The organism is Janthinobacterium agaricidamnosum NBRC 102515 = DSM 9628, assembly GCF_000723165.1.
Taxonomy (GTDB): domain Bacteria; phylum Pseudomonadota; class Gammaproteobacteria; order Burkholderiales; family Burkholderiaceae_D; genus Janthinobacterium; species Janthinobacterium agaricidamnosum.
Map to the genome: position 1 here is coordinate 973091 of NZ_HG322949.1, position 21080 is coordinate 994170.

A 21080-nucleotide genomic window follows, 5' to 3' on the forward strand; every position below is an offset into this window, starting at 1 on the left:
TCAGGCCGTATCCGCTACGGTTTGCGCGGCCTGGTCCAGGCTGCGCTGCAACTTCCACACCACTAGCACCGCCAGCAGCGAGGTGGCCACCACCACGTAGCCGACGGTGTCGACATGCTGCAGCTTGCCATCCGCGCCGGCGCTGACGATGTGGCCGGCGATCACCGAGGCGATGCCGCCGGACAATTGCTGGATCGATGCGCTGACGGCGTTGAACGAGCCGCGCTGGGTGACTGCCGGCACCGAGGACACCATCGCCTGATAGGGGATCATGCGTGAAAAAATGCCGACGAACATCAGCGCATTCAGCACCACCAGCATCGCCAGCGAGATCGCGCTCAGGTGGGTGTAGATCAGCACCATGGCGATCGACAGCACCGTGCCGACGATGAACACCGGGAACTTGCCGATCTTGTCGGACGACTTGCCGATCAGCGGGCCGAAGAAGATCGTGCACAGCCCGGTGATCAGGTAGACCGTCGGCAAGTCATGCAAGCTGACGCCCAGGTTGTTGACGCTATAGGCGCTGCTGAACGGCATCAGCATGAAACCGCCGGTGGTCAATAATGCGGTAATCGCAAACGCCATCAGGTAGCGCGTTTCGGTCACGGTGTGAAACAGGTGCATCAGCGGGCTATGTTCCTGGGCTTGCTTCAAATGCGCGTTGACCGGCTGCATGCGCCAGCAAACCAGCAAGCCGCCCAGCACGCCGAGGCCGGCCATCGCCAGGAATGGCATATGCCAGTCCCAGCGGCTAGCCAGATACAGGCCGATCGGAATGCCCAGCACCTGGCTGGTCGCGAAGGCCGTCTGGATCAAGCCCATCACGCGGCCGCGCATTTGCGGGGGGAACAAGTCGGTGGCGATCGCCAGCACCACCGAGCCGATGACGCCGCCGAACAAGCCGGTGAAGATGCGCGCCAGCAGCAGCGACTCGAAACTTTGCGCCAGGCCGCACCAGGCGGTGCCAATGATGAAGCCGGCGTAAAAGAACAGCAGGATTTGCTTGCGGTCGTAGCGGTCGGCGAACCCCGCCGCCAGCAAGCCGGACAGGCCGGCGCTGAATGCGTAGGCCGACACGACCAGCCCGAATTGGCGGGTGTCGATGACCAGGCCGGGCATGATCATCGCTCCCAGCGGCGCCATCAGCATGAAGTCGAGGATCACGGCGAATTGCAGGAAGGCCAGCATGCCGATGACAATTTTTTGGTAGCGGGAAAGACTCGCCGCTGGAGATGCAGGGACTGGCTTCATGGTTGTAATTTTTATCGAGGGTGATGGAGCGCCGGACATACTCCGGCGCTGTCTATTTATTCATGCCTGGGCGGCTGGCACACGCTCGCCATGTTTTTGCGAAACTGTTCGCGCTCTTCTTCCGTCATCGCTTGCCAGCGTTGCCAGTGATGGCGCTGATTCCATCCGCCATGGCCGCGGAATCCGCCAAACAGGATGCGGCACAGCAGCAGCAAGCCCAGCGCGTGCCAATAATCGATGGTGTTACTGCCGGCAAATACACCCGGCACCACGGCATTCCATAACAGCATCACCGCGCCGCCCAGCGCCGCCACGGCGGCCAGTACCAAGCCCAGTTTGACTACTTTTTTGTTTCTGAGTTTCATCATTCCACTCCTTCATCAATCAAATTCATCGTAGATCGCTTGCAGGCGATTGCGCAGGTATAAGACTGCATAGCGTTTGCGGGCCAGCAAGGTATTCAGGGCAACCCCGCTTTGCGCCGCCATGTCCTTGAAACTGATGCCTTCGAGTTCGTTGGCGATGAAGACCTCGCGCTGCTTGGCGGGCAACTCATCCAGCGCCTGCTGCAACTCTTGCAGCAAGACCGACCTGGCGTATTGCGCTTCCGGCCCGTCATCGGGCGACGGCAGCGCCAGGTCGAGCCGGTAATCGCTATCGTCGTCAGCGTCGCAGTCCGGCGCGTCGAGAGGCTGTTCCTTTTTCTTGCGGAAACGGTCGATGATGCGGTTGCGCGCGACCCGGAATAGCCACGCGCTGGCTTGTTCGATCGCCGCGGGCAAGCGATACGCCTGGACGAATTCGTAAAACACCTCTTGCAGGATATCGTCGGCCTCGCTGGGATCGGACACGCGCCGAGCAATGAAATTCCCGAGCTTGCCGCGCTGCTGCAATACAGTGGCGGTGATGTCCCGGTCTTCATCGGTCATCGGGTTCGGGAGTTTCGGCGCAGTCATGCTATGGAAGACGTCTCACAATCGGAAATATTGTATGCGCGTGAAAATTTCTTCTGTGCAGTTTATTGTAATATCGGCACATGGATAATATTACGCATTCGGTCATCGGACTGGGCACTGGCGAGTTGCTGCACCGTAGCTTGTCGCGCGAAACGTCAGACACGCAACAACAAACGCGGCGCGCCCTGATGCTGTTTGCCTGCTGGTTCGCCAGCAACGCGCCCGACCTGGACTTGTTCCTGACGCGGCTGCTACCCAGCCCGCTCGGTTATTTGCTGCATCACCGCGGCCACACCCATACCGTGCTGTTCGCGCTGCCGCAAGCCTTGCTGTTGCTGGCGCTGATCTGGCTGTTGTGGCCGGCCGCGCGTGCCTTGCTGAAGCATAGCCGCAGCGCCCGGCTCGGCCTGGGCAGCAGCATCGTGCTGGGACTGGGCTTGCACCTGTTCATGGATTTCTTGAATTCCTACGGCTTGCACCCGTTTTATCCGCTTGCCAGCCGCTGGTTTTATGGCGATACCCTGTTCATCATCGAACCGCTGCTGTGGGTCGCGTTCGGCGTGCCGGTGGTCATGGCGCTGCGCAGCCGGGTCTTGAAAGCCGCGATACTGGCCGGCCTGTTGGCCGCGCTGTGTTTCTTTGTATTCAAGGATTTCCTGGCGTGGACGGCGTGCGCCGTGCTGCTGGCCATCGGTATCGGGCTTGCTCTTTTGCAACATCGTGCTGGCCAGCATGGCCGCCAGGCATTGGCGCTGTCTTTCGGCATCGGCATCGCTTTCATCCTGCTGCAGGGCGCCGCGACGCATGTGGGCCGCGCACGCTTGCAAGCCGCGCTGCAACACATCGACCCGGCCAGCCATGTGTGGGATGTATCGATGACGGCGTTTCCGTCGAATCCGCTGTGCTGGGTATTTGTATCGGCGGAAAGTAATCAGGCCGCCGCTACTTACCGCTTGCGGCGCGGCATGCTGAGCCTGGCGCCGGGGATCTTGCCGCCCGCTGCCTGTCCGGCCGGCCTGGCCGACCGAGGGCCCGGCACCGTGCTGGCGCCCGGTATCGTACAAATGACTGAAAGCAATGGCAGCCTGGCCGCGCTGCGCCAGTTGCAAGGCGAAAGCTGTTATTTCGACGCCTGGCTGCGCTTTGCGCGCATGCCCGGGCTCGATGGCACGGTCGCCACCGATGCGCGCTTTTCCGGCGGCTTGCGCGGCAATTTCACCAGCATCGACGTGGCGCGCTTGCAGCACCGGGCTTGTCCGGTCCATGTGCCGGGCTGGGAGCCGCCGCGCAGCGACATGTTACGCAAGCCGCAATAATTGCCAGGCGCGCACGCTTACCCTGATTGCCGGCAAACTCTCGATACAATCATCATCATGCAAGCGAACGTTCACCATGCAGGCTGACCATTTACATACCAGCACCGCCGCCCGCCAGCGTGCGGCGGAAGAAGCGTTTCGCCTGTACGGCAAGCCCGAACGCGGCGTCCGCGAGCGCATCTACACCATCATCTTCGAAGCGGAAACCCGCGCCGGCCGCTGGTTCGACCTGTGCCTGATCGCGGCGATCCTGCTCAGCGTGACGGTGGTGGTGCTGAGCAGCGTGGCGGCGATCGACCGGCGTTATGGCCCCTGGCTGACGGCGCTGGAATGGTTTTTCACCGGACTGTTTACCGTCGAATATGTGGCGCGCCTGTCTTGCCTGAAACGTCCGCTGCGCTACGGAAAAAGTTTCTTTGGCATAATCGACCTGCTGGCCATCGTGCCGACCTATGCGGCGCTGCTGATGCCGGGCGCCCATGTGCTGCTCGACGTGCGGATCCTGCGTTTGCTGCGCATGTTCCGGATCTTGAAGCTGACCTCGTACGTGCACGAATACAGTGTCTTGGGCCGCGCGCTGATGGCGAGCCGGCGCAAGATCCTGATTTTCCTGTCGTTCGTGATGCTGGTGGTGTTTTTGCTGGGCACGGTGATGTATGTGGTGGAAGGGCCGCAAAGCGGCTTTACCAGCATACCAACGTCCGTGTACTGGGCCATCAGCACTGTCACCACGGTCGGTTTTGGCGATATCGCGCCGAAGACCGACCTGGGACGCACGATTTCCTCGCTGATGATGTTGCTGGGCTGGGGCATCCTGGCGGTGCCGACCGGCATCATCAGTGCTGAAATGACGGCCCAGCGCCATGCCGGCAAGCCGACCACGCGCACCTGTACCGAATGCCTGACCGAAGGCCATGAAGCCGACGCGAAATTTTGCAAAGACTGTGGCGCCGGATTGCCGCCTTTTATACACGCTCACGGATGATGCGAGAATGATTCCTGTTCGTCTGATTGCAGTCGGCAAGGCCGTGCCCGCGCACCGCGTCACTTCGGACAACCCTGGGCCGTCACTCCGGCTACGCCGGCCATTGATTGCAGCTGTCCTGACGGTTAACCCGATCTGGTGATACCGTGTGCGATTCTGGTGCATTGCACAAAAACAGTGCTGGAACAGGATCGGTACAGCTGACAGACGCCCGTGGAGAACCGCGCCAAACGCCGGATCATGCTGGCATGCCGCTTGCTGGGACATGGGTAAATGTCCGGCATTGGCGGCCCAGGATGAGCAAGAACAGCCATATCGATTCGACCCGCCGCACTAAGAGCCTATCCCAGTAGATGAATACGCCCTCTTCTGGCGCCCCTCAGTAGCGGGGACTGCGTTGATCGTCGTCGCGTGGCTCGCCACGCGTCCTCCTCACGCCTGGTCCGCGCTGCTGATGCGCTGCCAGCAGAAGACGCTCACTACTGGGATAGGCTCTAAATAATACGGCATCGGCCATGCGCAGTTACAGGCTGGTCGACGGCGTGCCACGGGACGATCCGAATCCGCAAGCGCATGCCTCGTCGTTCAAGATCACCCCCTGACAGGGACTCACCCGGAGGAACAGAATATGAGTGCGGTGTTGAAAGAAAACGGTTTACCGCTGGCCGATCCGGCCTTGAGCGGCATGGACAAGCCGCTGCGCAGCGAGCGGCTGGCGGCGCGCGGTTATGTGCTCGGCGGCGGAGAGTCGCGCCTGCGTGCTTATGCGCTGAAAATCCTGCGACCGCTGCTATGCCTGGCGATGCTGGTGCTGGCGTGGCACATCATTGCCGAGAAAAACAGCCATTTCCCGACCCCGCTGGCCGCCTGGAACGAGGCGCTGAAACTGTTTGACCATCCGCGCTGACGCGCGCGCATTGGCAGGATTGTCTGTGCCGCCGGCAAGCGCGGCCAGCCGGGGCGGCATGACGAAACTCAGACTTCCCTGATCTGGTCCAGCGGCCAGCGCGGCCGCACGTTGAACGCATAATCGTACTTGGCCGCCTGTGGATTGATTTGCAGCCGCATCGCGCCGGCAAAGGCGATCATCGCGCCATTGTCGGTGCAGAATTCCAGTTCCGGGTAATACACCTTGAAGCGTTTTTTTGCCGCCGCCGCGTTCAGCGATGCGCGCAGCTGGCTGTTGGCGCCGACGCCGCCGGCGATCACCAGCCGCTTCAATCCGGTCTGTTTCAGCGCGCTGACGCATTTGGCGGTCAGCACGTCGACGATGGCGTCGACAAAACCGCGCGCGATATTGGCCTTGTCCTGTTGGCAGATATTGGCGATGATTTTTTCGTCGTGGTTCTTGACCACCGTCAGCACCGCCGTTTTCAGGCCGGAAAAGCTGAAGTTCAAATCCTTGGAATGCAGCATCGGGCGCGGCAGCTTGTAGGCCGCCGGGTCGCCGAATTCGGCCAGCCGAGAAATCGCCGGGCCGCCCGGATAACCGAGGCCCAGCAGCTTGGCCGACTTGTCGAACGCTTCGCCGGCCGCGTCGTCCAGCGTTTCGCCCAGCAAGGTGTATTGTCCGACGCCGTCGACCCGCATCAGCTGGGTATGGCCGCCCGACACCAGCAGCGCGATAAACGGGAATGCCGGCGGTTCCGACGCCAGCAGCGGCGACAGCAGATGGCCTTCCAGGTGATGGATGCCGAGCACCGGCTTGTTGGCCGCCAGCCCGAGGCTGCACGCCACCGACGAGCCGACCAGCAGCGCGCCGGCCAGGCCCGGTCCCTGGGTGTAGGCGATCGCGTCGATGTCCTTCAGCGCGAGACCGGCCTTGGCCAGGGTTTCCTGCAGCAGCGGGATGGCGCGCCGGATATGGTCGCGCGACGCCAGTTCCGGCACCACGCCGCCGTATTGCTCGTGCATCGCGACCTGGGAATACAGGGCGTGCGACAGCAGACCGCGTTGCGTGTCGTATAAGGCCAGGCCGGTTTCGTCACAGGAGGATTCGACGCCGAGAACAATCATGGGGAGTTATATCAGGTGCATTAAACCCGCCATTGTAAAGGAAAGCCGCCGCGGCGGCTCCTGGGCGGCGCTCAGGCCCGGTGTTTGCCCGCCTTGGAACGGCGCGCATGCCACGCCGTCATCAGGCCGAGGCCGGCCAGCAGCATCATCCAGGTGCCTGGTTCGGGGACCGGCAGCGCGGCCGAATAAATCGTCAATACCGGATTGCTGATGGCGATCGACGCAAACGACGGCACTTTTAATTCATTGCCATCCTTGTCGTGGTAACGGCCGTAGCTGGCGCTGGCAAACAGGAAGGCGTCCATCGACAGCGTCATCACGTCGGGAAAGGCGCTGGCCGCGCCGTTCAGCCCGAGCTGGCCGGCGCCGGTCACGTCGTCCTGCCTGAGCATTGACGAGGCATACGTGACGCCATCCAGGCCCGACACGGCGAGCGCGGCCCGCGCATAGTTATTGGCGGTTCCAGGGGATTGCCCTTTCGGGATCGCGTTGGCCGGCGGGGCGCTGGGCCGCAGCACGCCGGCCAGGTCGCTGGAAAATTCGAAGCCGGTAATCTGGTAGCCGGGCAGCGCCGCCAATTGCATCGATAAGCGGTACCAGCGATTGATCAGCAGGCCGCCCGACAGGGCCGGGCCGAGATGCTCCAGCGTGTCGAGGCCGATCCGGGTGACGCCATCGGCATCGGACAGCACTTTCAGCGGCAGTATCGGTTCGGTGCGGGATGTGTCCTGGACCAAATGGTCGAGCGAAAACGCGCTGAAGGTCGTCGGCTGCTGCGCGTAGGCGCCGGGGGCGATCAGCAATGCGGCGATGCCGGTGATGGCGGCGCGTGTCAGGAAATGCATGGTGGCCTCGTGATGGTGATGGATGGATTTGCTTCTTTCTTAATATTAATCCATATTTAATATTAATAATGCATTTAAAGTATCAAGTTCATATTTTTGTTCCGCCGCAAGACATTCCGCACCATTTTCGGCGCTGCGGCGCACCGCTCCAGTGCATCTCGCCGATAGGCGATGCCAAGCACCCTGCGGACTCTTGGCATCGCTCTTGCTTAGGTCAGCGCTGTGCATTTGCGAATGGAGATTCAAATGACCGAACGGTGGAAAGTGATTTGCAAGTTGAAGGATGTGCCGCTGCAAGGCGCGCGGCTGGTGCAGCGCGGCCTGGCATGGCAGGATCTGCCCGGCGTGGCGCTGTTTCGCACGGCTGACGACAAGGTGTATGCGCTGCTCGACTGTTGCCCATCGTGCAGCAAGGGCGCGGGGCCGGGCGGCTCGTTGGCGCAGGGCGTGGTGGCAGGCAGCAATTTGCTGGGGCCGCGCAATAGCTGGACGATTGAATTGGATACCGGCCGCCAGGTGGCGCCCGAGATCGCTTATGTGCGGACTTACCGGGTGCGTATCGCCGATGGCCGCGTGTGCCTGGACTTGAATGAAATGAATACCCCGGCCAGCCGCGCCGAATGGGCGCTGGCCGGCTCGCTGGCGGTGCTGCCGCATTTGCAGATGGCGTAGCGACGGCAGGCCGGGCTGGCCGAAGCCGCAACCCGGCGTAAATTACCTTAGCCGAACAAAGGACGCTGCAGCAATTGGGTGTGGGCGTCGCGCAGCATGGTTTCGGTGGTGTCCCAGTCGATGCAGCCGTCGGTGACCGAGCAGCCGTAGGTCAGCTGCGACAGGTCTTGCGGAATCTTCTGGTTGCCGCCGACGATGTTCGATTCGATCATTACGCCGACCAGCGACTGGTTGCCGTGGCGGATCTGGTTGACTACGTCGGCCATCACCAGCGGTTGCAGTTCCGGCTTCTTGTAGCTGTTCGCATGCGAGCAGTCGACCACCAGGTTGGCCGGCAGCCTGGCCTTGGCCAGCGCCTGTTCGGCGATCGCCACCGACACCGAATCGTAGTTCGGACGGCCGTCGCCGCCGCGCAGCACCACGTGGCCGTAGGCGTTGCCGCGGGTGCGCACGATCGACACATTGCCTTCGCTATTGATGCCCAGGAAGGAGTGCGGATGGGCCGACGACAGGATCGCGTTGACGGCGATGCTGATGTCGCCGTCGGTGCCGTTCTTGAAGCCGACCGGGGTCGACAGGCCGGACGACATTTCGCGGTGGGTTTGCGATTCGGTGGTGCGCGCACCGATCGCGGTCCAGGCGATCAGGTCGCCCAGGTATTGCGGCGAGATCGGGTCCAGCGCTTCGGTGGCGGTCGGCAAGCCCAGCTCGCACACGTCGAGCAGGAATTGACGCGCCTTTTCCATGCCGATATCGACCCGGAAGGAATCGTCCATGTGCGGATCGTTGATATACCCTTTCCAGCCGGTGGTGGTGCGCGGCTTTTCGAAATACACCCGCATCACCAGCACCATGGTGCCCTTGACCACGGCTTGCAGCGCCTTCAGGCGGCGCGCGTAATCGAGGCCGGCCACCGGATCGTGGATCGAGCAGGGGCCGACCACCACGAACAGGCGTTTATCCTTGCGGTCGATGATGTCGCGCAGGGTTTCGCGGCCTTCGTTGACGGTCTTCGAGGCGGCTTCGGTCAGCGGCAATTTGGCGTGCAGGGCTTCCGGCGACGGCATTGGCGCGAATGAAGTGATGTTGATATTTTCGAGATCGGGAGTAGTCATGATTCTGCTGGCTTTCGGCGGTGCGTACTGGGTGCGTACATAATTAAGATGCATTAGTGTAGCGGAAATGCGCGCTGGCGGTGCCCGGCAGTTCAAAAACAGGGACAGGAAACAATGAGTAAGTGACAAAAAAAAGACGCCCGAAAAGGCGCGTCTGAAGGCGGGGGCGAAAAAAGGTGCGCTGCCGGTTCGCTGCCGTCAGTGCGGCAGCGCGCGATTCCGGCTGGCTTCCTGGCCGGCGAGCGGCGCCGGCCGGCGCACCGGCGGGCTGGTCCGCAGCGCCGGATGGCTGCGCATATAGGCGTCGATTTCCTGCTGCTGCTGGTCGATTTGCTGCTCGATGCAGACGATCTGGCTTTGCAGCAGCATGAACAGCGCGTGCTGGCCGGCCCGCAGATGCTGGCCCAGCCGTTCGCGTTCCTGCAGCCGCACCAGGTTGAGTATTTTCAGGCGCCGTAGATTCAGGCGCAGCGCCAGTTCGCCGGGCGCCGGCGCCTCCCAGGGCGTGGCGTGGCCGGCCGCGCAAAAGCGCGCCAGCAACAGGGCCAGCGCCGATTTCGGGCCGCTGACTTCCTGGTGCGGCATGTCGCTTTGCCGGAATTGTTCCAGCGCGCCGGGATCGGCGTCGTGGATCTGCATGCCCAAGCCGGCCAGGTTCAAGGCCGGCGCTTCGCCGTACGGGCCGTTCACCAGCAGGCACACATGCAGGCCATCGGCTTCGACGTCGTGCCTGAGCAGCCAGCCGCACAGCCAGCGGTGGCCCGCCAGGTCGTTTTCCAGCGCCTTGATAAAGATTTCGCCATGGGCCAGCAACACGGCCTTGATCCACAGTTTGCTGACTTCGATGCCGAGTACGGCGCGGGAAGGGTTTTTCATGATTTTCTCCTGACAGGAAATAACACCATCACAGTGGCGTTAACTGCACGCCAAACGTCCGTTCGACCAGCCAGGCCGCTAGCGCCAGCATGATCAACAGTGAAGCGCCGCCCAGCAGCCAGCGGTAAAACCAGGTACGATGCAGTGCGCAAGCCAGCGCCGGACTGGCGCTGCCGACCAGTCCCAGCAGCGCCGCGAACAGTATCGGCAAGCGGTGCACGATGCCTGTGCCTGTCATCGCGCCGGGCGCGGACACGCAGGCAAGACCATTCCCCGGTACCACCGTGTTGAGGAAAGTTCTTGATAGCAAAACTGACATGTCTTTCTCCGATGGCTGATGGAACGGCGCGGCATGATGCGGGCTTGCCCGGCTGCTGGTTCAGCCTTATACGCAGCCGGCGCGGAACTGGATTCAAATTTTTCAGGAATTTTTCAAAAAAAGCGGAAAGGGCCGTCAGGCAAGCAGACCGGCGCGCGCCGTGATTTTGTGCGTATTTCCGGGGCGGGCATGGAAGGGCCACGCAAATCCGTGTAAGCTCTCGCCGATGCATACTTCCGCCCCCGCCGAACCTCTCGCCCCCTTTAGCGCCGCCCGTTTCATCAAGGAAATCGGGCGCGGCAAGAATGGCGCCCGCAGCATGAGCCGCACCGACGCCGAGGCGCTGTACGGCGCGATGCTGCAAGGCCGCGTGTCCGACCTGGAACTGGGCGGTATCTTGTTGTCGATGCGCATCAAGGGCGAATCGGTCGAAGAAATCGCCGGCTTCCTGGACGCCGCCGAAGCGTCGTTCGCGCCGCTGGCCGCGCCGCCCGGCGAGCATGCGCCGGTAGTCATTCCAAGTTATAACGGGGCGCGCAAGATGGCCAACCTGACCGCCTTGCTGGCGCTGCTGCTGGCGCGCCGCGGCGTGCCGGTGCTGGTGCATGGCGTGGCCAGCGATCCCGGCCGCATCACCACGGCCGAAGTGTTCCAGGCGCTGGGCTTGCCCGCCGCGCGTTCGCATGCCGAGGCCGAGGCGGCGCTGGACCGTGGCGAACCGGCCTTCATCGCCATCGACGACCTGGCGCCGCAACTGGCGCATTTGCTGTCGCTGCGGCGCATCCTGGGGGTGCGCAATTCGACCCACACGCTGGTCAAGATCATGCAGCCGTTCACCGGACCGGCGTTGCGGCTGGTGTCGTACACCCATCCTGAATACCTGGAAATGCTGGGCGAGTATTTCGTCGCGGCCGCGCCGCATGCGCGCGGCGATGCGTTCCTGATGCGCGGCACCGAGGGCGAAACCGTGGCCAACGCCAACAAGGCGCAGCAAATCGACTGGTTTCACGATGGCCGGCGCACCTTGCTGGTGGAAAAGCAGACGCTGGTGCAAAGCTTGCCGGTCTTGCCGGTCGATAAGGATGCGGCCACCACGGCACAGTGGATACAGGCCGTATTACGCGGCGAAATCCTGGTGCCGGAATCGATCGCCGAGCAGGTCGAACAGTGCCTGGCCGCATCGCGCGGCTTGGCGCAGCGCTTTATGCAGCGCTAAAAAAACAGCGCTTCCTGCGGCTCCCGGCAGTTTACAATGTCGCTTTTGTAATCAGGCGGGACCGGAATTTTCATGGCAAAACAATATGATGTGGCAGTAATCGGCGCGGGCGCGGCCGGCATGATGTGCGCGGCAGTGGCGGCGCAGCGCGGCAAGCGCGTGGTATTGATCGATCATGCGGGCAAGCTGGCCGAGAAAATCCGCATCTCCGGTGGCGGGCGTTGTAACTTTACTAATTTGCAGGCCGGACCGCAAAATTTCCTGTCGGACAATCCTCACTTTTGCAAAAGCGCCTTGTCGCGTTATACGCCGCAGGACTTCCTGGCGCTCATCAAAAAATACCGCATCGCTTATCACGAAAAGCACAAGGGCCAACTGTTCTGCAACGAGTCGGCCGAGCAAATCATCGACATGTTAAAGGATGAGTGCGCTGCCAGCGACGTGCACTGGCGCATGCCGTGCAAGATCGGGTCGCTGGCACGCCGTCCGGAGGGCGGCTTCTTGCTGGGTACCGACAGCGGCGACATCGTGGCCGGCAGCGTGGTGGTCGCCACCGGTGGCTTGTCGATCCCGAAAATCGGCGCCACCGACTTTGCCTATCGTATCGCCCAGCAATTTGACTTGCGTCTGGTCGAGCCGCGTCCGGCGCTGGTGCCGCTGACCTTCGATCCGGCGATCTGGGCGCCGTACGCCGAATTGTCCGGCATCGCGCTGGAAGTGGATGTCGAAACCGGCAGCCTGAAAGGCCGCAACCCAAGCGGCGCGCGGTTCCGCGAAGACTTGCTGTTCACGCATCGTGGTTTGTCCGGCCCGGCGATCCTGCAAATTTCCAGCTTTTGGCAGCCGGGCACGCCGATTGTCGTCAACTTGCTGCCGGAAATGGACGTCGCCGCGACCCTGATCGAGGGCAAGGGCAGCCTGAAGAAGCAACTCGGCAATATCGTGTCGCAATGGCTGCCGGTGCGGCTGGCCGACAGTTTGCTCAGCGCCAATGGCCTGGCGGCCGATGCGCGCATCGCCGACTTGCCGGATGCCACATTGCGCAAGCTGGGCCAGGCCATCAACCAGTGGTCTATCGTGCCGAACGGTTCCGAAGGCTACCGCAAGGCGGAAGTGACGCGCGGCGGCATCGATACGCGCGAACTGTCGCAGCAAACCATGATGGCCAACAAGGTGCCGGGTTTGTATTTCATCGGTGAATCGGTCGATGTGACGGGCTGGCTGGGCGGTTACAACTTCCAGTGGGCGTGGGCGTCGGGTGTTGCCGCAGGGATGGCGTTGCAATCGGAGCAGTAGTTTGCAATAGGTTTGGCTTTCATATAATTCAATTGAGTAATTGACATTAAATTGACTTTTGCTTACTCTTGCTGACCTTATAATTTGTCACCATGGAGTTTGAATGAAACGTTTGTTGATCGCCGCCGCGACTGTCGCCTTGTTCAGTGTGAATGCGCATGGCGCGGTGCCTGTGCTGAAAAATGCCAGCTTTGAAATCAATCTGGTCGGAAATGATTACGGTTATGGCCAAGTGGCGCCCGATTGGGTATTCACGGGCAAGTCCGGCGTATCGGCCAGCGGCACCGCCTGGGGCGGCGCCGCCAGCGATGGCCGTTATTTCGCCTTCCTGCAGACCGCCTCCAGCATTTCGCAAACCTTTGCCACCGACGAGGCCGGCGATTACACGTTTACCTTCGACCTGGCCTTGCGTCCGGTGCTGCAAGCCGGCCAGGTGGTCGGCGTCAGCCTGGACGGCCAGCAATTGGGACGATATACCTTCGATGGCCCGGGCTGGAGCAACCGCAGCGCCACGGCCCTGAATGTCGGCGCCGGCAAGCATACGCTGACGTTCACCGGCTTGACCAATGCCGGCGATACTTCGGCCTTCGTCGATAATGTCAAGGTGCTCAGCGCCGTGCCGGAACCGGAAACCTACGCGATGATGCTGGCCGGTTTCGGCTTGCTCGGTTTCGTGGTACGCCGCCGCAAGACTGCTGCCTGATATAGCGCTGCCTGGCGTCCGGGATGCATCCGGCATGCCTGGCAATGCCGCGCAAGTATTGCGGGACAGCCGTGCAGCATCCGCGCGGCGACGCGGCCGCCTCGCATCGCCGTCGGCATTACGTTACTATCGAAACAGTAGTTTACTTGACATCATGATTCTGTATAAGTCAATTGAATAATTGAGACTCAATTGCTTTTTATATAGCATTTATGGTCTTGGAGCCTATCCCGGTAGATGAATACGCCCTCTTCTGGCGCCCCTCAGTAGCGGGGACTGCGTGGCTTGCCACGCTTGCTCCTCACGCCTGGTCCGCGCTGCTGATGCGCGGCCAGCAGACGACGCTCACTACTGGGATAGGCTCTTAATCTGCCACTTATGGAGTCTTGATGAAACGTCTCTTGATCAGTGCCGTACTTGCCTTGGCGAGCAGCGGCGCATCGGCCGACACGCCTATCCTGAAAAATACCAGCTTTGAAATCAATACGGTCGGTTCCAACTATGCGTATGGGCAAGTGGCGGCCGATTGGGTATTCAGCAAGACCTGGTCTGGCGTATCGGCCAGCGGCACCGCCTGGAATGGCACGGCCAGCGACGGCCGGTATTTTGCTTTCTTGCAAAATACTTCCAGTATTGCGCAAACATTCACCACCACCGAGACCGCCGATTACAGCTTCTCCTTCGATTTGGCCTTGCGTCCGGGCTACAATGTCGGCCAGGTTGTCGAAGTCAGCCTGGATGGCCAGCAATTGGGGCTGTACAGCTTTAATGGGTATGGCTGGAAAAACAATACCGCGTCGGCGTTCAATATCGGCGCCGGCAGCCATACGCTGACGTTTGCCGGCTTAAATCCGGGCAATGCGCGAGATACTTCCGCTTTCCTCGATAATATCAAGGCCGTCAACGTCAGCGCCGTACCGGAACCGGAAACCTATGCGATGCTGCTGGCCGGCCTGGGCTTGCTGGGTTTTGTGGTGCGCCGCAGGAAGGCAGTTGCCTGATCCAGGGAGAAGAGCGGGGCGGGTGTTGTTTTGGCATCCGCCGCTATCGCTGGAAACCAGGCGCAAGCGGCATCGGGGCTTCCCTTTTTGAATAAAAGCTGCTACTATCTACCTCTTCCTATATCAACGGTTTGAATTTTTACATGACCACTATTCGCCTTAAAGAAAACGAGCCGTTCGAAGTCGCAATGCGTCGCTTCAAGCGCACTATCGAAAAAACCGGCCTGCTGACCGAATTGCGCGCACGCGAATTCTACGAAAAGCCAACAGCTGAGCGCAAGCGCAAGCTGGCAGCTGCTGTCAAGCGTCATTACAAACGCATCCGCAGCCAACAACTGCCGAAAAAATTATTCTAAGACTGTTTTATTGGAATTAACCCGGTAGTTGGCGCATATTCGCCACGGGTTATATTTTGATACATTTGAATGCAAGCCGGTTCAGATGAGTCGCATACCCGCTCCGGTTCGCCGCAGCGGGTTTTCGCATTTATACCTATTGCATTTATATCTATTACATTAGCGAGGTTGTCATGGGCTTGAGAGAACAAATTACCGAAGATATGAAGGCCGCGATGCGCGCCAAGGAAGCTGTCAAGCTGGGCACCATCCGCCTGCTGCTGGCTGAAATCAAGCGCAAGGAAGTCGACGAGCGCATCGAAGTGACCGATACCCAGACGCTGGCCATCGTTGAAAAAATGATCAAGCAGCGCAAGGACTCGATCACCCAATTCGAGGCGGGCGGCCGCGCCGACCTGGCTGACATCGAAAAAGTCGAACTGGCGATCTTGTCGGCCTACATGCCGGCCGGCCTGTCCGATGACGAAGTGGCTGCCGAAGTCGCCGCCGCCGTGGCCGCTTCCGGCGCCGCCGGTCCGCAAGACATGGGCAAGGTCATGGCCATCGTCAAGCCGAAACTGGCTGGCCGCGCCGATATGACGGTGGTGTCCGCGCTGGTCAAGAAGGCGCTGACCCCGGCTTGATCGAGCGCATAGCAATGCCATATCGCGCGTTGATCTGGATCAATATCCGGCGGCGTGCGCTAGTATAGCCTGACCCATAATAAAGACCGCCCAGCAAAGTGATACCACAATCTTTCATTTCCGATTTATTGAACCGCGTCGATATCGTTGACGTTGTCGGGCGTTATGTGCAGCTCAAAAAAGGCGGCGCCAATTTCATGGGCTTGTGCCCGTTCCACAATGAAAAGTCGCCCAGTTTCACGGTCAGTCCGACCAAGCAGTTTTATCACTGCTTCGGTTGCGGCGCGCATGGGACATCGATCGGTTTCCTGATCGAATATTCGGGCATGGGGTTTGTCGACGCGGTCAAGGATCTGGCGCAAGGCGTCGGCATGGTGGTGCCGGAAGCGGACGACAAGATTCCGCCTGCCCAGCGCGCACAAATGCAAGCCCAGAGCATGGCCTTGTCCGACGCGATGACGCATGCTTGCGATTATTATCGCGGCCAGTTGCGCGGCGCCACCGAAGCTATCGCCTACCTGAAGAATCGCGGCTTGACCGGCGAAATCGCGGCCCGCTTCGGCATGGGTTTCGCGCCCGGAGGCTGGGACAATTTGCGCTCGGTCTTTCCCGATTACGATGTGCTGGCGCTGGTCGAAGCCGGCCTGGTGATCGACAAGGTTGATGAGGACGGCGGCAACCGCAAACGCTACGACCGCTTCCGCGAACGCATCATGTTCCCGATCCGCAACACCAAAGGGCAGGTGATCGCGTTTGGCGGCCGGGTGCTGGATCATGGCGAACCGAAATATTTGAATTCCCCCGAAACCCCGCTGTTTTCCAAGGGTTTCGAACTGTATGGCTTGTTCGAGGCGCGCCAGGCGATCCGCGACGCCGGCTACGTGCTGGTGACCGAAGGTTATATGGATGTGGTGGCCCTGGCGCAAATGGGCTTTCCGCAAGCGGTGGCGACGCTGGGGACCGCGTGCACCACCACCCACGTGCAAAAATTGCTGCGTCAGACCGATACCGTCATTTTCAGCTTCGACGGCGACAAGGCCGGCCGCCGCGCCGCCCGCCGCGCGCTGGAAGCATGCTTGCCGCATGTGGCGGACGACAAGACCATCAAATTCCTGTTCTTGCCGGCCGAACACGATCCGGACAGCTACATCCGCGCCCATGGCGCCGACGGTTTCGAGCAGCAAGTGCATGAAGCGATGCCGCTGTCGCAATTCCTGATACGCGAAGCGTGCGGCGAGCATGACATGGACTCGCCGGAAGGACGCGCGCGAGCGCAGTTCGACGCCAAGCCGATGCTGCAGGCGATGTCGCCATCGTCGCTGCGGCTGCAAATCGTGCGCGGCCTGGCGTCGCTGACGCAAACCACGCCGTCGGAAATCGAAACCCTGTTCGAACTGGCCAAGCCGGTGGCGGCGATCCACCGCGCACCGCCGAAATCGGGCCGGCCAGTGCCGGTCGGACTGGAATTGAAGATCACCCGCATCCTGATCGCCCATCCGCCGCTGACGCTGCTGATCGACGCAGCGGGGCTGGCCGCGTTCCAGCACCTGGGCGCCGACGCCGGCGCCAGCCTGGCGCAAGTGGTGGCGGCTGGCCAGGCGCTGGGGCAGCATGGCAGTTTTGCCGCGCTGGCGCAGAGCCTGAAGGAAATGGGCGGCGATTACGACAGCATCATCGGCGAAATCGCGGCCGGCATGGAATCGGATTACGACAGCGAGCAAGCGTGGCTGGTCAGCACTATCCGCCAGTTGAAACTGGACGTGCTGAAGACCGAATTGAACCAGTTGTTCGCGGCCGGTTTGCCTTCCGACGAAATTGGTGTACGCTACCGCGAAATTATATCGAAGCAAGACCAGTTGCAGCGTGAGCGCGATGCCGAATTAGGCCACCGCTAGCGCATTTGCTAATATAGGGATAATGGCAAGATACATAAGTGATTGGAAACAATACCAGTCATCCCGGCACGCCCGGCAGGGGGTGTCCCGCAGGCTGGAAAAAGAATTTTGACGTGCTATAATTAAATGCTAAGTATTCTATGCTATGGCAAGGTAGTTCAGTTTCGGAAATAGTGTTTGTTTTCAGTAAGTTAGGCTCTTGATCGGCGCATAGGGACAGCGTCGGCGGCCAGGGCCAACTGTTGGTTTCGGCGCTGCAGCGTGCTTTGCGCCGGTGGCAAAACTGCCCGCAAACCATTCTTGGCGCTCGCCCCCAACCGCTGCCGGATGCAGTAAAATTTCTGTCGAAAACGTCAGGAACTGCATGGTTCGCAGATCGTGGCCGATGAGGTGTAAGTAACGTAACAGTGTCGAACCTGGCTTGTCGGCAGGTTCGAAGATGGTGGCTCTGTAGCGGGGCCGGCAGCAAACTTTATCCTAATCCACCGTAAAGCAAGTCGTTGTGTAATCGAAAGCGCCTGTGCCAATCAAGAAACCCGAATCCAAAGCGGCTGTGAAGCCCACTAAAGTTACCACGAAAGCCGAAAAGGCGATCGACAAGCCGGAAGCGCGCGTCACCAGCGCGCCGGTGGTAAGCCAGACTACCGATGCGGCCGCGCTGGCGGCGATCGATACCTCCGGCTATGTCTTGCCTTCGGTCAAAGTGCCAGGCCGTCGCGGCCGCAAACCTAAAGAATTCCAGCCGGAAAACGACGAAGTCGCCGCGCTGAACGCCGTCGAGCGGGCTGAACTGAAAGCCGTCGACAAGGCCAAGGCCAAGGATCGCAAGGCGAAAGAGCGCGCGCTGCTGAAGGACGCGTTTTCATCCGACACCGAAGCGACCGAGGAAGAACTGGAGCGGCGCCGGCAAAAGCTCAAGACCCTGATCAAGTTCGGCAAGGAGCGCGGCTTCCTGACCTACGCCGAGATCAACGACCATTTGCCTGAAAACATCGTCGATCCGGAAGCCATCGAAGGCATCATCGGCACCTTCAACGACATGGGCATCGCGGTCTACGAACACGCGCCCGACGCCGAAAGCCTGCTGCTGACCGACAACGTGGCGACCGTCACCAGCGACGACGAAGCCGAAGCGGCCGCCGAAGCGGCGCTGTCGACCGTCGATTCCGACTTCGGCCGCACTACCGACCCGGTGCGCATGTATATGCGTGAAATGGGGTCGGTCGAGCTGCTGACCCGCGAAGGCGAAATCGAAATCGCCAAGCGCATCGAAGACGGCTTGAAAGACATGATCCAGGCGATTTCCGCGTGCCCTGTGACGATTGCCGAAATCATCGCCGCCGCCGACCGTATCGCCAACGACGAAATCAAGATCGACGAAGTGGTGGACGGCCTGGTCGACCAGAATGAGGAAGCCGCGCCGGTGGTGGTGAGCGCCGCCGTCGAGGAAGAGGAAGACGAAGAAGAGGAAGACGAGGAAGAAGAGGAAGAAGAAGAGGAAAGCAGCCCGTCGGGCGCCGCCGGCTTCTCCGCCGAACAGCTGGAAACGCTGAAACGCAGCGCGCTGGAAAAGTTCGCCGTGATTTCCCAGCAATTCGACAAGATGCGCCGCGCCTTCGAAAAAGAAGGCTACAACTCGAAACCGTACGCCAAGGCGCAAGAATCGATTTCGCAGGAATTGCTGGGCATCCGCTTCACCGCCAAGATCGTCGAAAAACTGTGCGACACCTTGCGCGGCCAGGTCGATGAAGTGCGCCACATCGAAAAGCAGATCCTCGACGTCGCCGTCAACAAATGCGGCATGCCGCGCGCCCACTTCATCAAAGTGTTCCCAGGCAATGAAACCAATCTGAACTGGGTCGATGGCGAAGTCGACGCAGGGCACGCCTACAGCGCGGTCCTGGGCCGTAATATTCCGACCGTCAAGGAATTGCAGCAACGCCTGATCGACTTGCAGGCGCGCGTCGTCTTGCCGCTGCCGGACTTGCGCAACATCAACCGTCAAATGGCGGCCGGTGAAATGAAGGCGCGCAAGGCCAAGCGCGAAATGACCGAAGCCAACTTGCGCCTGGTTATTTCGATCGCCAAGAAATACACCAACCGCGGTTTGCAATTCCTCGACCTGATCCAGGAAGGCAACATCGGCTTGATGAAAGCGGTCGACAAATTCGAATACCGCCGCGGCTACAAATTCTCGACCTATGCGACCTGGTGGATACGCCAGGCCATCACGCGTTCGATCGCCGACCAGGCGCGCACCATCCGGATTCCGGTGCACATGATTGAAACCATCAACAAGATGAACCGCATCTCGCGCCAGATCTTGCAAGAAACCGGCGCCGAGCCCGATCCGGCGACGTTGGCGATCAAGATGGAAATGCCCGAGGACAAGATCCGCAAGATCATGAAAATCGCCAAGGAACCGATTTCGATGGAAACACCGATCGGCGACGACGACGATTCCCACCTGGGCGACTTCATCGAAGACAACAACACGCTGGCGCCGTCCGACGCGGCCTTGCACGCCTCGATGCGCGGCGTCGTCAAGGATGTGCTGGACTCGCTGACGCCACGCGAAGCCAAGGTACTGCGCATGCGTTTCGGCATCGAAATGTCGACCGACCACACGCTGGAAGAAGTCGGCAAACAGTTCGACGTCACCCGCGAGCGCATCCGCCAGATCGAGGCCAAAGCGCTGTGCAAGCTGCGCCACCCATCGCGTTCCGACAAGCTGAAAAGCTTCCTGGAAGGTAATTAAGAGTGTTGGAGCAGCGCTCCGGAACGATAGTTGTTTCCGGAGCGCTACTTAGCACTTGACGAGCGCGCCCGATACCCCTATCCTCGCCACTTCGTTTCCTTACGATAGCGTGCCGGATAGACATTATTTCCGGGCGTGTCAGCAGTACATTGGGCCTCTAGCTCATGCTTGGTTAGAGCAGCGGACTCATAATCCGTTGGTGCCGTGTTCGACTCACGGGAGGCCCACCAGAATTCGTAATAAAAACAAGGGGTTGCGCGATTGCGTAGCCCCTTTTTTTATTTGGCTTTCATCAAAGGTTCAACGGAAGTTCAACAGAGATTTAGCCGCGCCAACGGATTGAGGTGGCGGGTCTCTTGCAGGTGTTCGGGTGACAGGTGAGCGTACCGCATCGTCATTGTTAAGCTGTGATGCCCCAAGACTTTTTGTAGGGCTAAGATATTTCCGCCATTCATCATGAAATGACTTGCAAACGTATGGCGCAAGATGTGCGTAAGCTGGCCTACCGACAGTTTCAGTTTTGCCTGATTTAGTCCTTCTCTAAATGCGGCATAAGCAGTTGTGAAAAGCCGTTCTCCGTCACCGACGTTTTTGTGGTGTGCCTTAAGTGATTTCTCTAGGTCGTCGGTGATTGGAACCGCTCTTGCCTTGCTCGATTTGGTTTGCACGAACTGAATCAAGCCGTTCCGTATTTGAGAGGCCCGTAGACTTTCCGACTCGCCCCAGCGCGCACCAGTTGCCAAGCATACTTTTGTGACCAGCGAAACGTGGGCATTTGTAGATTTATCCAACTGCGCTAGCAGGGTGATGATCTGGTCATGTTCTAGATATGACAGCTCTTTTTCCTGAATTTTGAAGGCCCGCAATTTAGTCAGCGG

The 21080-nt window shown here is 60.3% G+C and carries 21 protein-coding genes and 1 tRNA gene; 13 read left to right on the forward strand and 9 right to left on the reverse strand.

Annotated elements, in window-relative coordinates:
• From GJA_RS04140 to GJA_RS04150, 3 genes are read right to left on the reverse strand one after another with little or no spacing between them, the layout of a single operon-like run.
• Positions 1 to 1254, reverse strand: a complete 1254-nt coding sequence (locus GJA_RS04140; protein WP_156484155.1) for an MFS transporter — start codon at positions 1252 to 1254, stop codon at positions 1 to 3.
• A gap of 56 nt (positions 1255 to 1310) precedes the next feature.
• Positions 1311 to 1619, reverse strand: coding sequence for a hypothetical protein (locus tag GJA_RS04145; RefSeq protein ID WP_038489097.1), 309 nt, complete (start codon positions 1617 to 1619; stop codon positions 1311 to 1313).
• Positions 1620 to 1634: 15 nt separating this feature from the next.
• Positions 1635 to 2183, reverse strand: coding sequence for an RNA polymerase sigma factor (locus GJA_RS04150; protein ID WP_081905241.1), 549 nt, complete (start codon positions 2181 to 2183; stop codon positions 1635 to 1637).
• Between the two features lie 107 nt (positions 2184 to 2290).
• Between GJA_RS04150 and GJA_RS04155 the strand changes: the two genes are divergently transcribed.
• From GJA_RS04155 to GJA_RS04165, 3 genes are all read left to right on the forward strand, one after another.
• Positions 2291 to 3526, forward strand: coding sequence for a metal-dependent hydrolase (locus tag GJA_RS04155; protein ID WP_038489101.1), 1236 nt, complete (start codon positions 2291 to 2293; stop codon positions 3524 to 3526).
• 76 nt (positions 3527 to 3602) lie between these two features.
• Positions 3603 to 4511: an ion transporter gene (locus GJA_RS04160; protein ID WP_038489103.1), complete on the forward strand. Its 909-nt coding sequence runs from the start codon at positions 3603 to 3605 to the stop codon at positions 4509 to 4511.
• Positions 4512 to 5139: 628 nt separating this feature from the next.
• On the forward strand, positions 5140 to 5418 hold the full coding sequence (locus GJA_RS04165) for a hypothetical protein (RefSeq protein ID WP_038489106.1): 279 nt from the start codon (positions 5140 to 5142) through the stop codon (positions 5416 to 5418).
• 68 nt (positions 5419 to 5486) lie between these two features.
• On the opposite strand, the gene tsaD is transcribed toward GJA_RS04165, so the two are convergent.
• Positions 5487 to 6527: a tRNA (adenosine(37)-N6)-threonylcarbamoyltransferase complex transferase subunit TsaD gene (gene tsaD / locus GJA_RS04170; protein WP_038489107.1), complete on the reverse strand. Its 1041-nt coding sequence runs from the start codon at positions 6525 to 6527 to the stop codon at positions 5487 to 5489.
• 71 nt (positions 6528 to 6598) lie between these two features.
• The gene (locus GJA_RS04175) at positions 6599 to 7372 is read right to left on the reverse strand and encodes a PEP-CTERM sorting domain-containing protein (protein WP_038489109.1); all 774 of its coding nucleotides are present in this window, start codon (positions 7370 to 7372) and stop codon (positions 6599 to 6601) included.
• 246 nt (positions 7373 to 7618) lie between these two features.
• Here GJA_RS04175 and GJA_RS04180 point away from each other — a divergent pair, with 246 nt between their 5' ends.
• Positions 7619 to 8044: a nitrite reductase (NAD(P)H) small subunit gene (locus GJA_RS04180; RefSeq protein ID WP_051780255.1), complete on the forward strand. Its 426-nt coding sequence runs from the start codon at positions 7619 to 7621 to the stop codon at positions 8042 to 8044.
• Between the two features lie 47 nt (positions 8045 to 8091).
• Here GJA_RS04180 and GJA_RS04185 read toward each other — a convergent pair whose 3' ends face one another.
• The 3 genes from GJA_RS04185 to GJA_RS04195 form a co-directional block, all read right to left on the reverse strand.
• A complete protein-coding gene (locus GJA_RS04185; protein WP_038489111.1) occupies positions 8092 to 9159 on the reverse strand; it encodes a 3-deoxy-7-phosphoheptulonate synthase in 1068 nt (355 codons plus the stop codon).
• A gap of 198 nt (positions 9160 to 9357) precedes the next feature.
• Entirely contained in the window at positions 9358 to 10035 is a 678-nt protein-coding gene (locus GJA_RS04190; RefSeq protein ID WP_038489113.1) for a hypothetical protein, read from the reverse strand.
• A gap of 28 nt (positions 10036 to 10063) precedes the next feature.
• On the reverse strand, positions 10064 to 10354 hold the full coding sequence (locus GJA_RS04195; RefSeq protein ID WP_144241419.1) for a hypothetical protein: 291 nt from the start codon (positions 10352 to 10354) through the stop codon (positions 10064 to 10066).
• Positions 10355 to 10580: 226 nt separating this feature from the next.
• Here GJA_RS04195 and ybiB point away from each other — a divergent pair, with 226 nt between their 5' ends.
• From ybiB to GJA_RS04240, 9 genes are all read left to right on the forward strand, one after another.
• Positions 10581 to 11570, forward strand: a complete 990-nt coding sequence (gene ybiB / locus GJA_RS04200; RefSeq protein WP_038489117.1) for a DNA-binding protein YbiB — start codon at positions 10581 to 10583, stop codon at positions 11568 to 11570.
• 72 nt (positions 11571 to 11642) lie between these two features.
• On the forward strand, positions 11643 to 12866 hold the full coding sequence (locus GJA_RS04205) for a BaiN/RdsA family NAD(P)/FAD-dependent oxidoreductase (protein WP_038489119.1): 1224 nt from the start codon (positions 11643 to 11645) through the stop codon (positions 12864 to 12866).
• Positions 12867 to 12969: 103 nt separating this feature from the next.
• Entirely contained in the window at positions 12970 to 13569 is a 600-nt protein-coding gene (locus GJA_RS25975) for an FxDxF family PEP-CTERM protein (RefSeq protein ID WP_051780257.1), read from the forward strand.
• A gap of 389 nt (positions 13570 to 13958) precedes the next feature.
• The gene (locus tag GJA_RS27960; RefSeq protein ID WP_051780258.1) at positions 13959 to 14570 is read left to right on the forward strand and encodes an FxDxF family PEP-CTERM protein; all 612 of its coding nucleotides are present in this window, start codon (positions 13959 to 13961) and stop codon (positions 14568 to 14570) included.
• 143 nt (positions 14571 to 14713) lie between these two features.
• Complete coding sequence (rpsU, locus tag GJA_RS04220) at positions 14714 to 14926, forward strand: 30S ribosomal protein S21 (protein ID WP_008451879.1); 213 nt, start codon at positions 14714 to 14716, stop codon at positions 14924 to 14926.
• Between the two features lie 173 nt (positions 14927 to 15099).
• Positions 15100 to 15549, forward strand: a complete 450-nt coding sequence (locus GJA_RS04225; protein ID WP_038489121.1) for a GatB/YqeY domain-containing protein — start codon at positions 15100 to 15102, stop codon at positions 15547 to 15549.
• Positions 15550 to 15647: 98 nt separating this feature from the next.
• A complete protein-coding gene (gene dnaG, locus GJA_RS04230; RefSeq protein WP_038489123.1) occupies positions 15648 to 17444 on the forward strand; it encodes a DNA primase in 1797 nt (598 codons plus the stop codon).
• 553 nt (positions 17445 to 17997) lie between these two features.
• The gene (gene rpoD / locus GJA_RS04235) at positions 17998 to 20202 is read left to right on the forward strand and encodes an RNA polymerase sigma factor RpoD (protein WP_422567903.1); all 2205 of its coding nucleotides are present in this window, start codon (positions 17998 to 18000) and stop codon (positions 20200 to 20202) included.
• Positions 20203 to 20353: 151 nt separating this feature from the next.
• A tRNA-Ile gene (locus GJA_RS04240) sits at positions 20354 to 20432 on the forward strand.
• A gap of 81 nt (positions 20433 to 20513) precedes the next feature.
• Here GJA_RS04240 and GJA_RS04245 read toward each other — a convergent pair.
• Complete coding sequence (locus GJA_RS04245) at positions 20514 to 21068, reverse strand: tyrosine-type recombinase/integrase (protein ID WP_242404447.1); 555 nt, start codon at positions 21066 to 21068, stop codon at positions 20514 to 20516.
• Positions 21069 to 21080: the final 12 nt, after the last annotated feature.

Bases quoted from the DNA above. Each gene is read 5' to 3' on its own strand.
- GJA_RS04140 (WP_156484155.1), bottom strand. From the start codon at position 1,254: ATGAAGCCAGTCCCTGCATCTCCAGCGGCGAGTCTTTCCCGCTACCAA.
- GJA_RS04145 (WP_038489097.1), bottom strand. From the start codon at position 1,619: ATGAAACTCAGAAACAAAAAAGTAGTCAAACTGGGCTTGGTACTGGCC.
- GJA_RS04150 (WP_081905241.1), bottom strand. From the start codon at position 2,183: ATGACCGATGAAGACCGGGACATCACCGCCACTGTATTGCAGCAGCGC.
- GJA_RS04155 (WP_038489101.1), top strand. From the start codon at position 2,291: ATGGATAATATTACGCATTCGGTCATCGGACTGGGCACTGGCGAGTTG.
- GJA_RS04160 (WP_038489103.1), top strand. From the start codon at position 3,603: ATGCAGGCTGACCATTTACATACCAGCACCGCCGCCCGCCAGCGTGCG.
- GJA_RS04165 (WP_038489106.1), top strand. From the start codon at position 5,140: ATGAGTGCGGTGTTGAAAGAAAACGGTTTACCGCTGGCCGATCCGGCC.
- tsaD (WP_038489107.1), bottom strand. From the start codon at position 6,527: ATGATTGTTCTCGGCGTCGAATCCTCCTGTGACGAAACCGGCCTGGCC.
- GJA_RS04175 (WP_038489109.1), bottom strand. From the start codon at position 7,372: ATGCATTTCCTGACACGCGCCGCCATCACCGGCATCGCCGCATTGCTG.
- GJA_RS04180 (WP_051780255.1), top strand. From the start codon at position 7,619: ATGACCGAACGGTGGAAAGTGATTTGCAAGTTGAAGGATGTGCCGCTG.
- GJA_RS04185 (WP_038489111.1), bottom strand. From the start codon at position 9,159: ATGACTACTCCCGATCTCGAAAATATCAACATCACTTCATTCGCGCCA.
- GJA_RS04190 (WP_038489113.1), bottom strand. From the start codon at position 10,035: ATGAAAAACCCTTCCCGCGCCGTACTCGGCATCGAAGTCAGCAAACTG.
- GJA_RS04195 (WP_144241419.1), bottom strand. From the start codon at position 10,354: ATGTCAGTTTTGCTATCAAGAACTTTCCTCAACACGGTGGTACCGGGG.
- ybiB (WP_038489117.1), top strand. From the start codon at position 10,581: ATGCATACTTCCGCCCCCGCCGAACCTCTCGCCCCCTTTAGCGCCGCC.
- GJA_RS04205 (WP_038489119.1), top strand. From the start codon at position 11,643: ATGGCAAAACAATATGATGTGGCAGTAATCGGCGCGGGCGCGGCCGGC.
- GJA_RS25975 (WP_051780257.1), top strand. From the start codon at position 12,970: ATGAAACGTTTGTTGATCGCCGCCGCGACTGTCGCCTTGTTCAGTGTG.
- GJA_RS27960 (WP_051780258.1), top strand. From the start codon at position 13,959: ATGAAACGTCTCTTGATCAGTGCCGTACTTGCCTTGGCGAGCAGCGGC.
- rpsU (WP_008451879.1), top strand. From the start codon at position 14,714: ATGACCACTATTCGCCTTAAAGAAAACGAGCCGTTCGAAGTCGCAATG.
- GJA_RS04225 (WP_038489121.1), top strand. From the start codon at position 15,100: ATGGGCTTGAGAGAACAAATTACCGAAGATATGAAGGCCGCGATGCGC.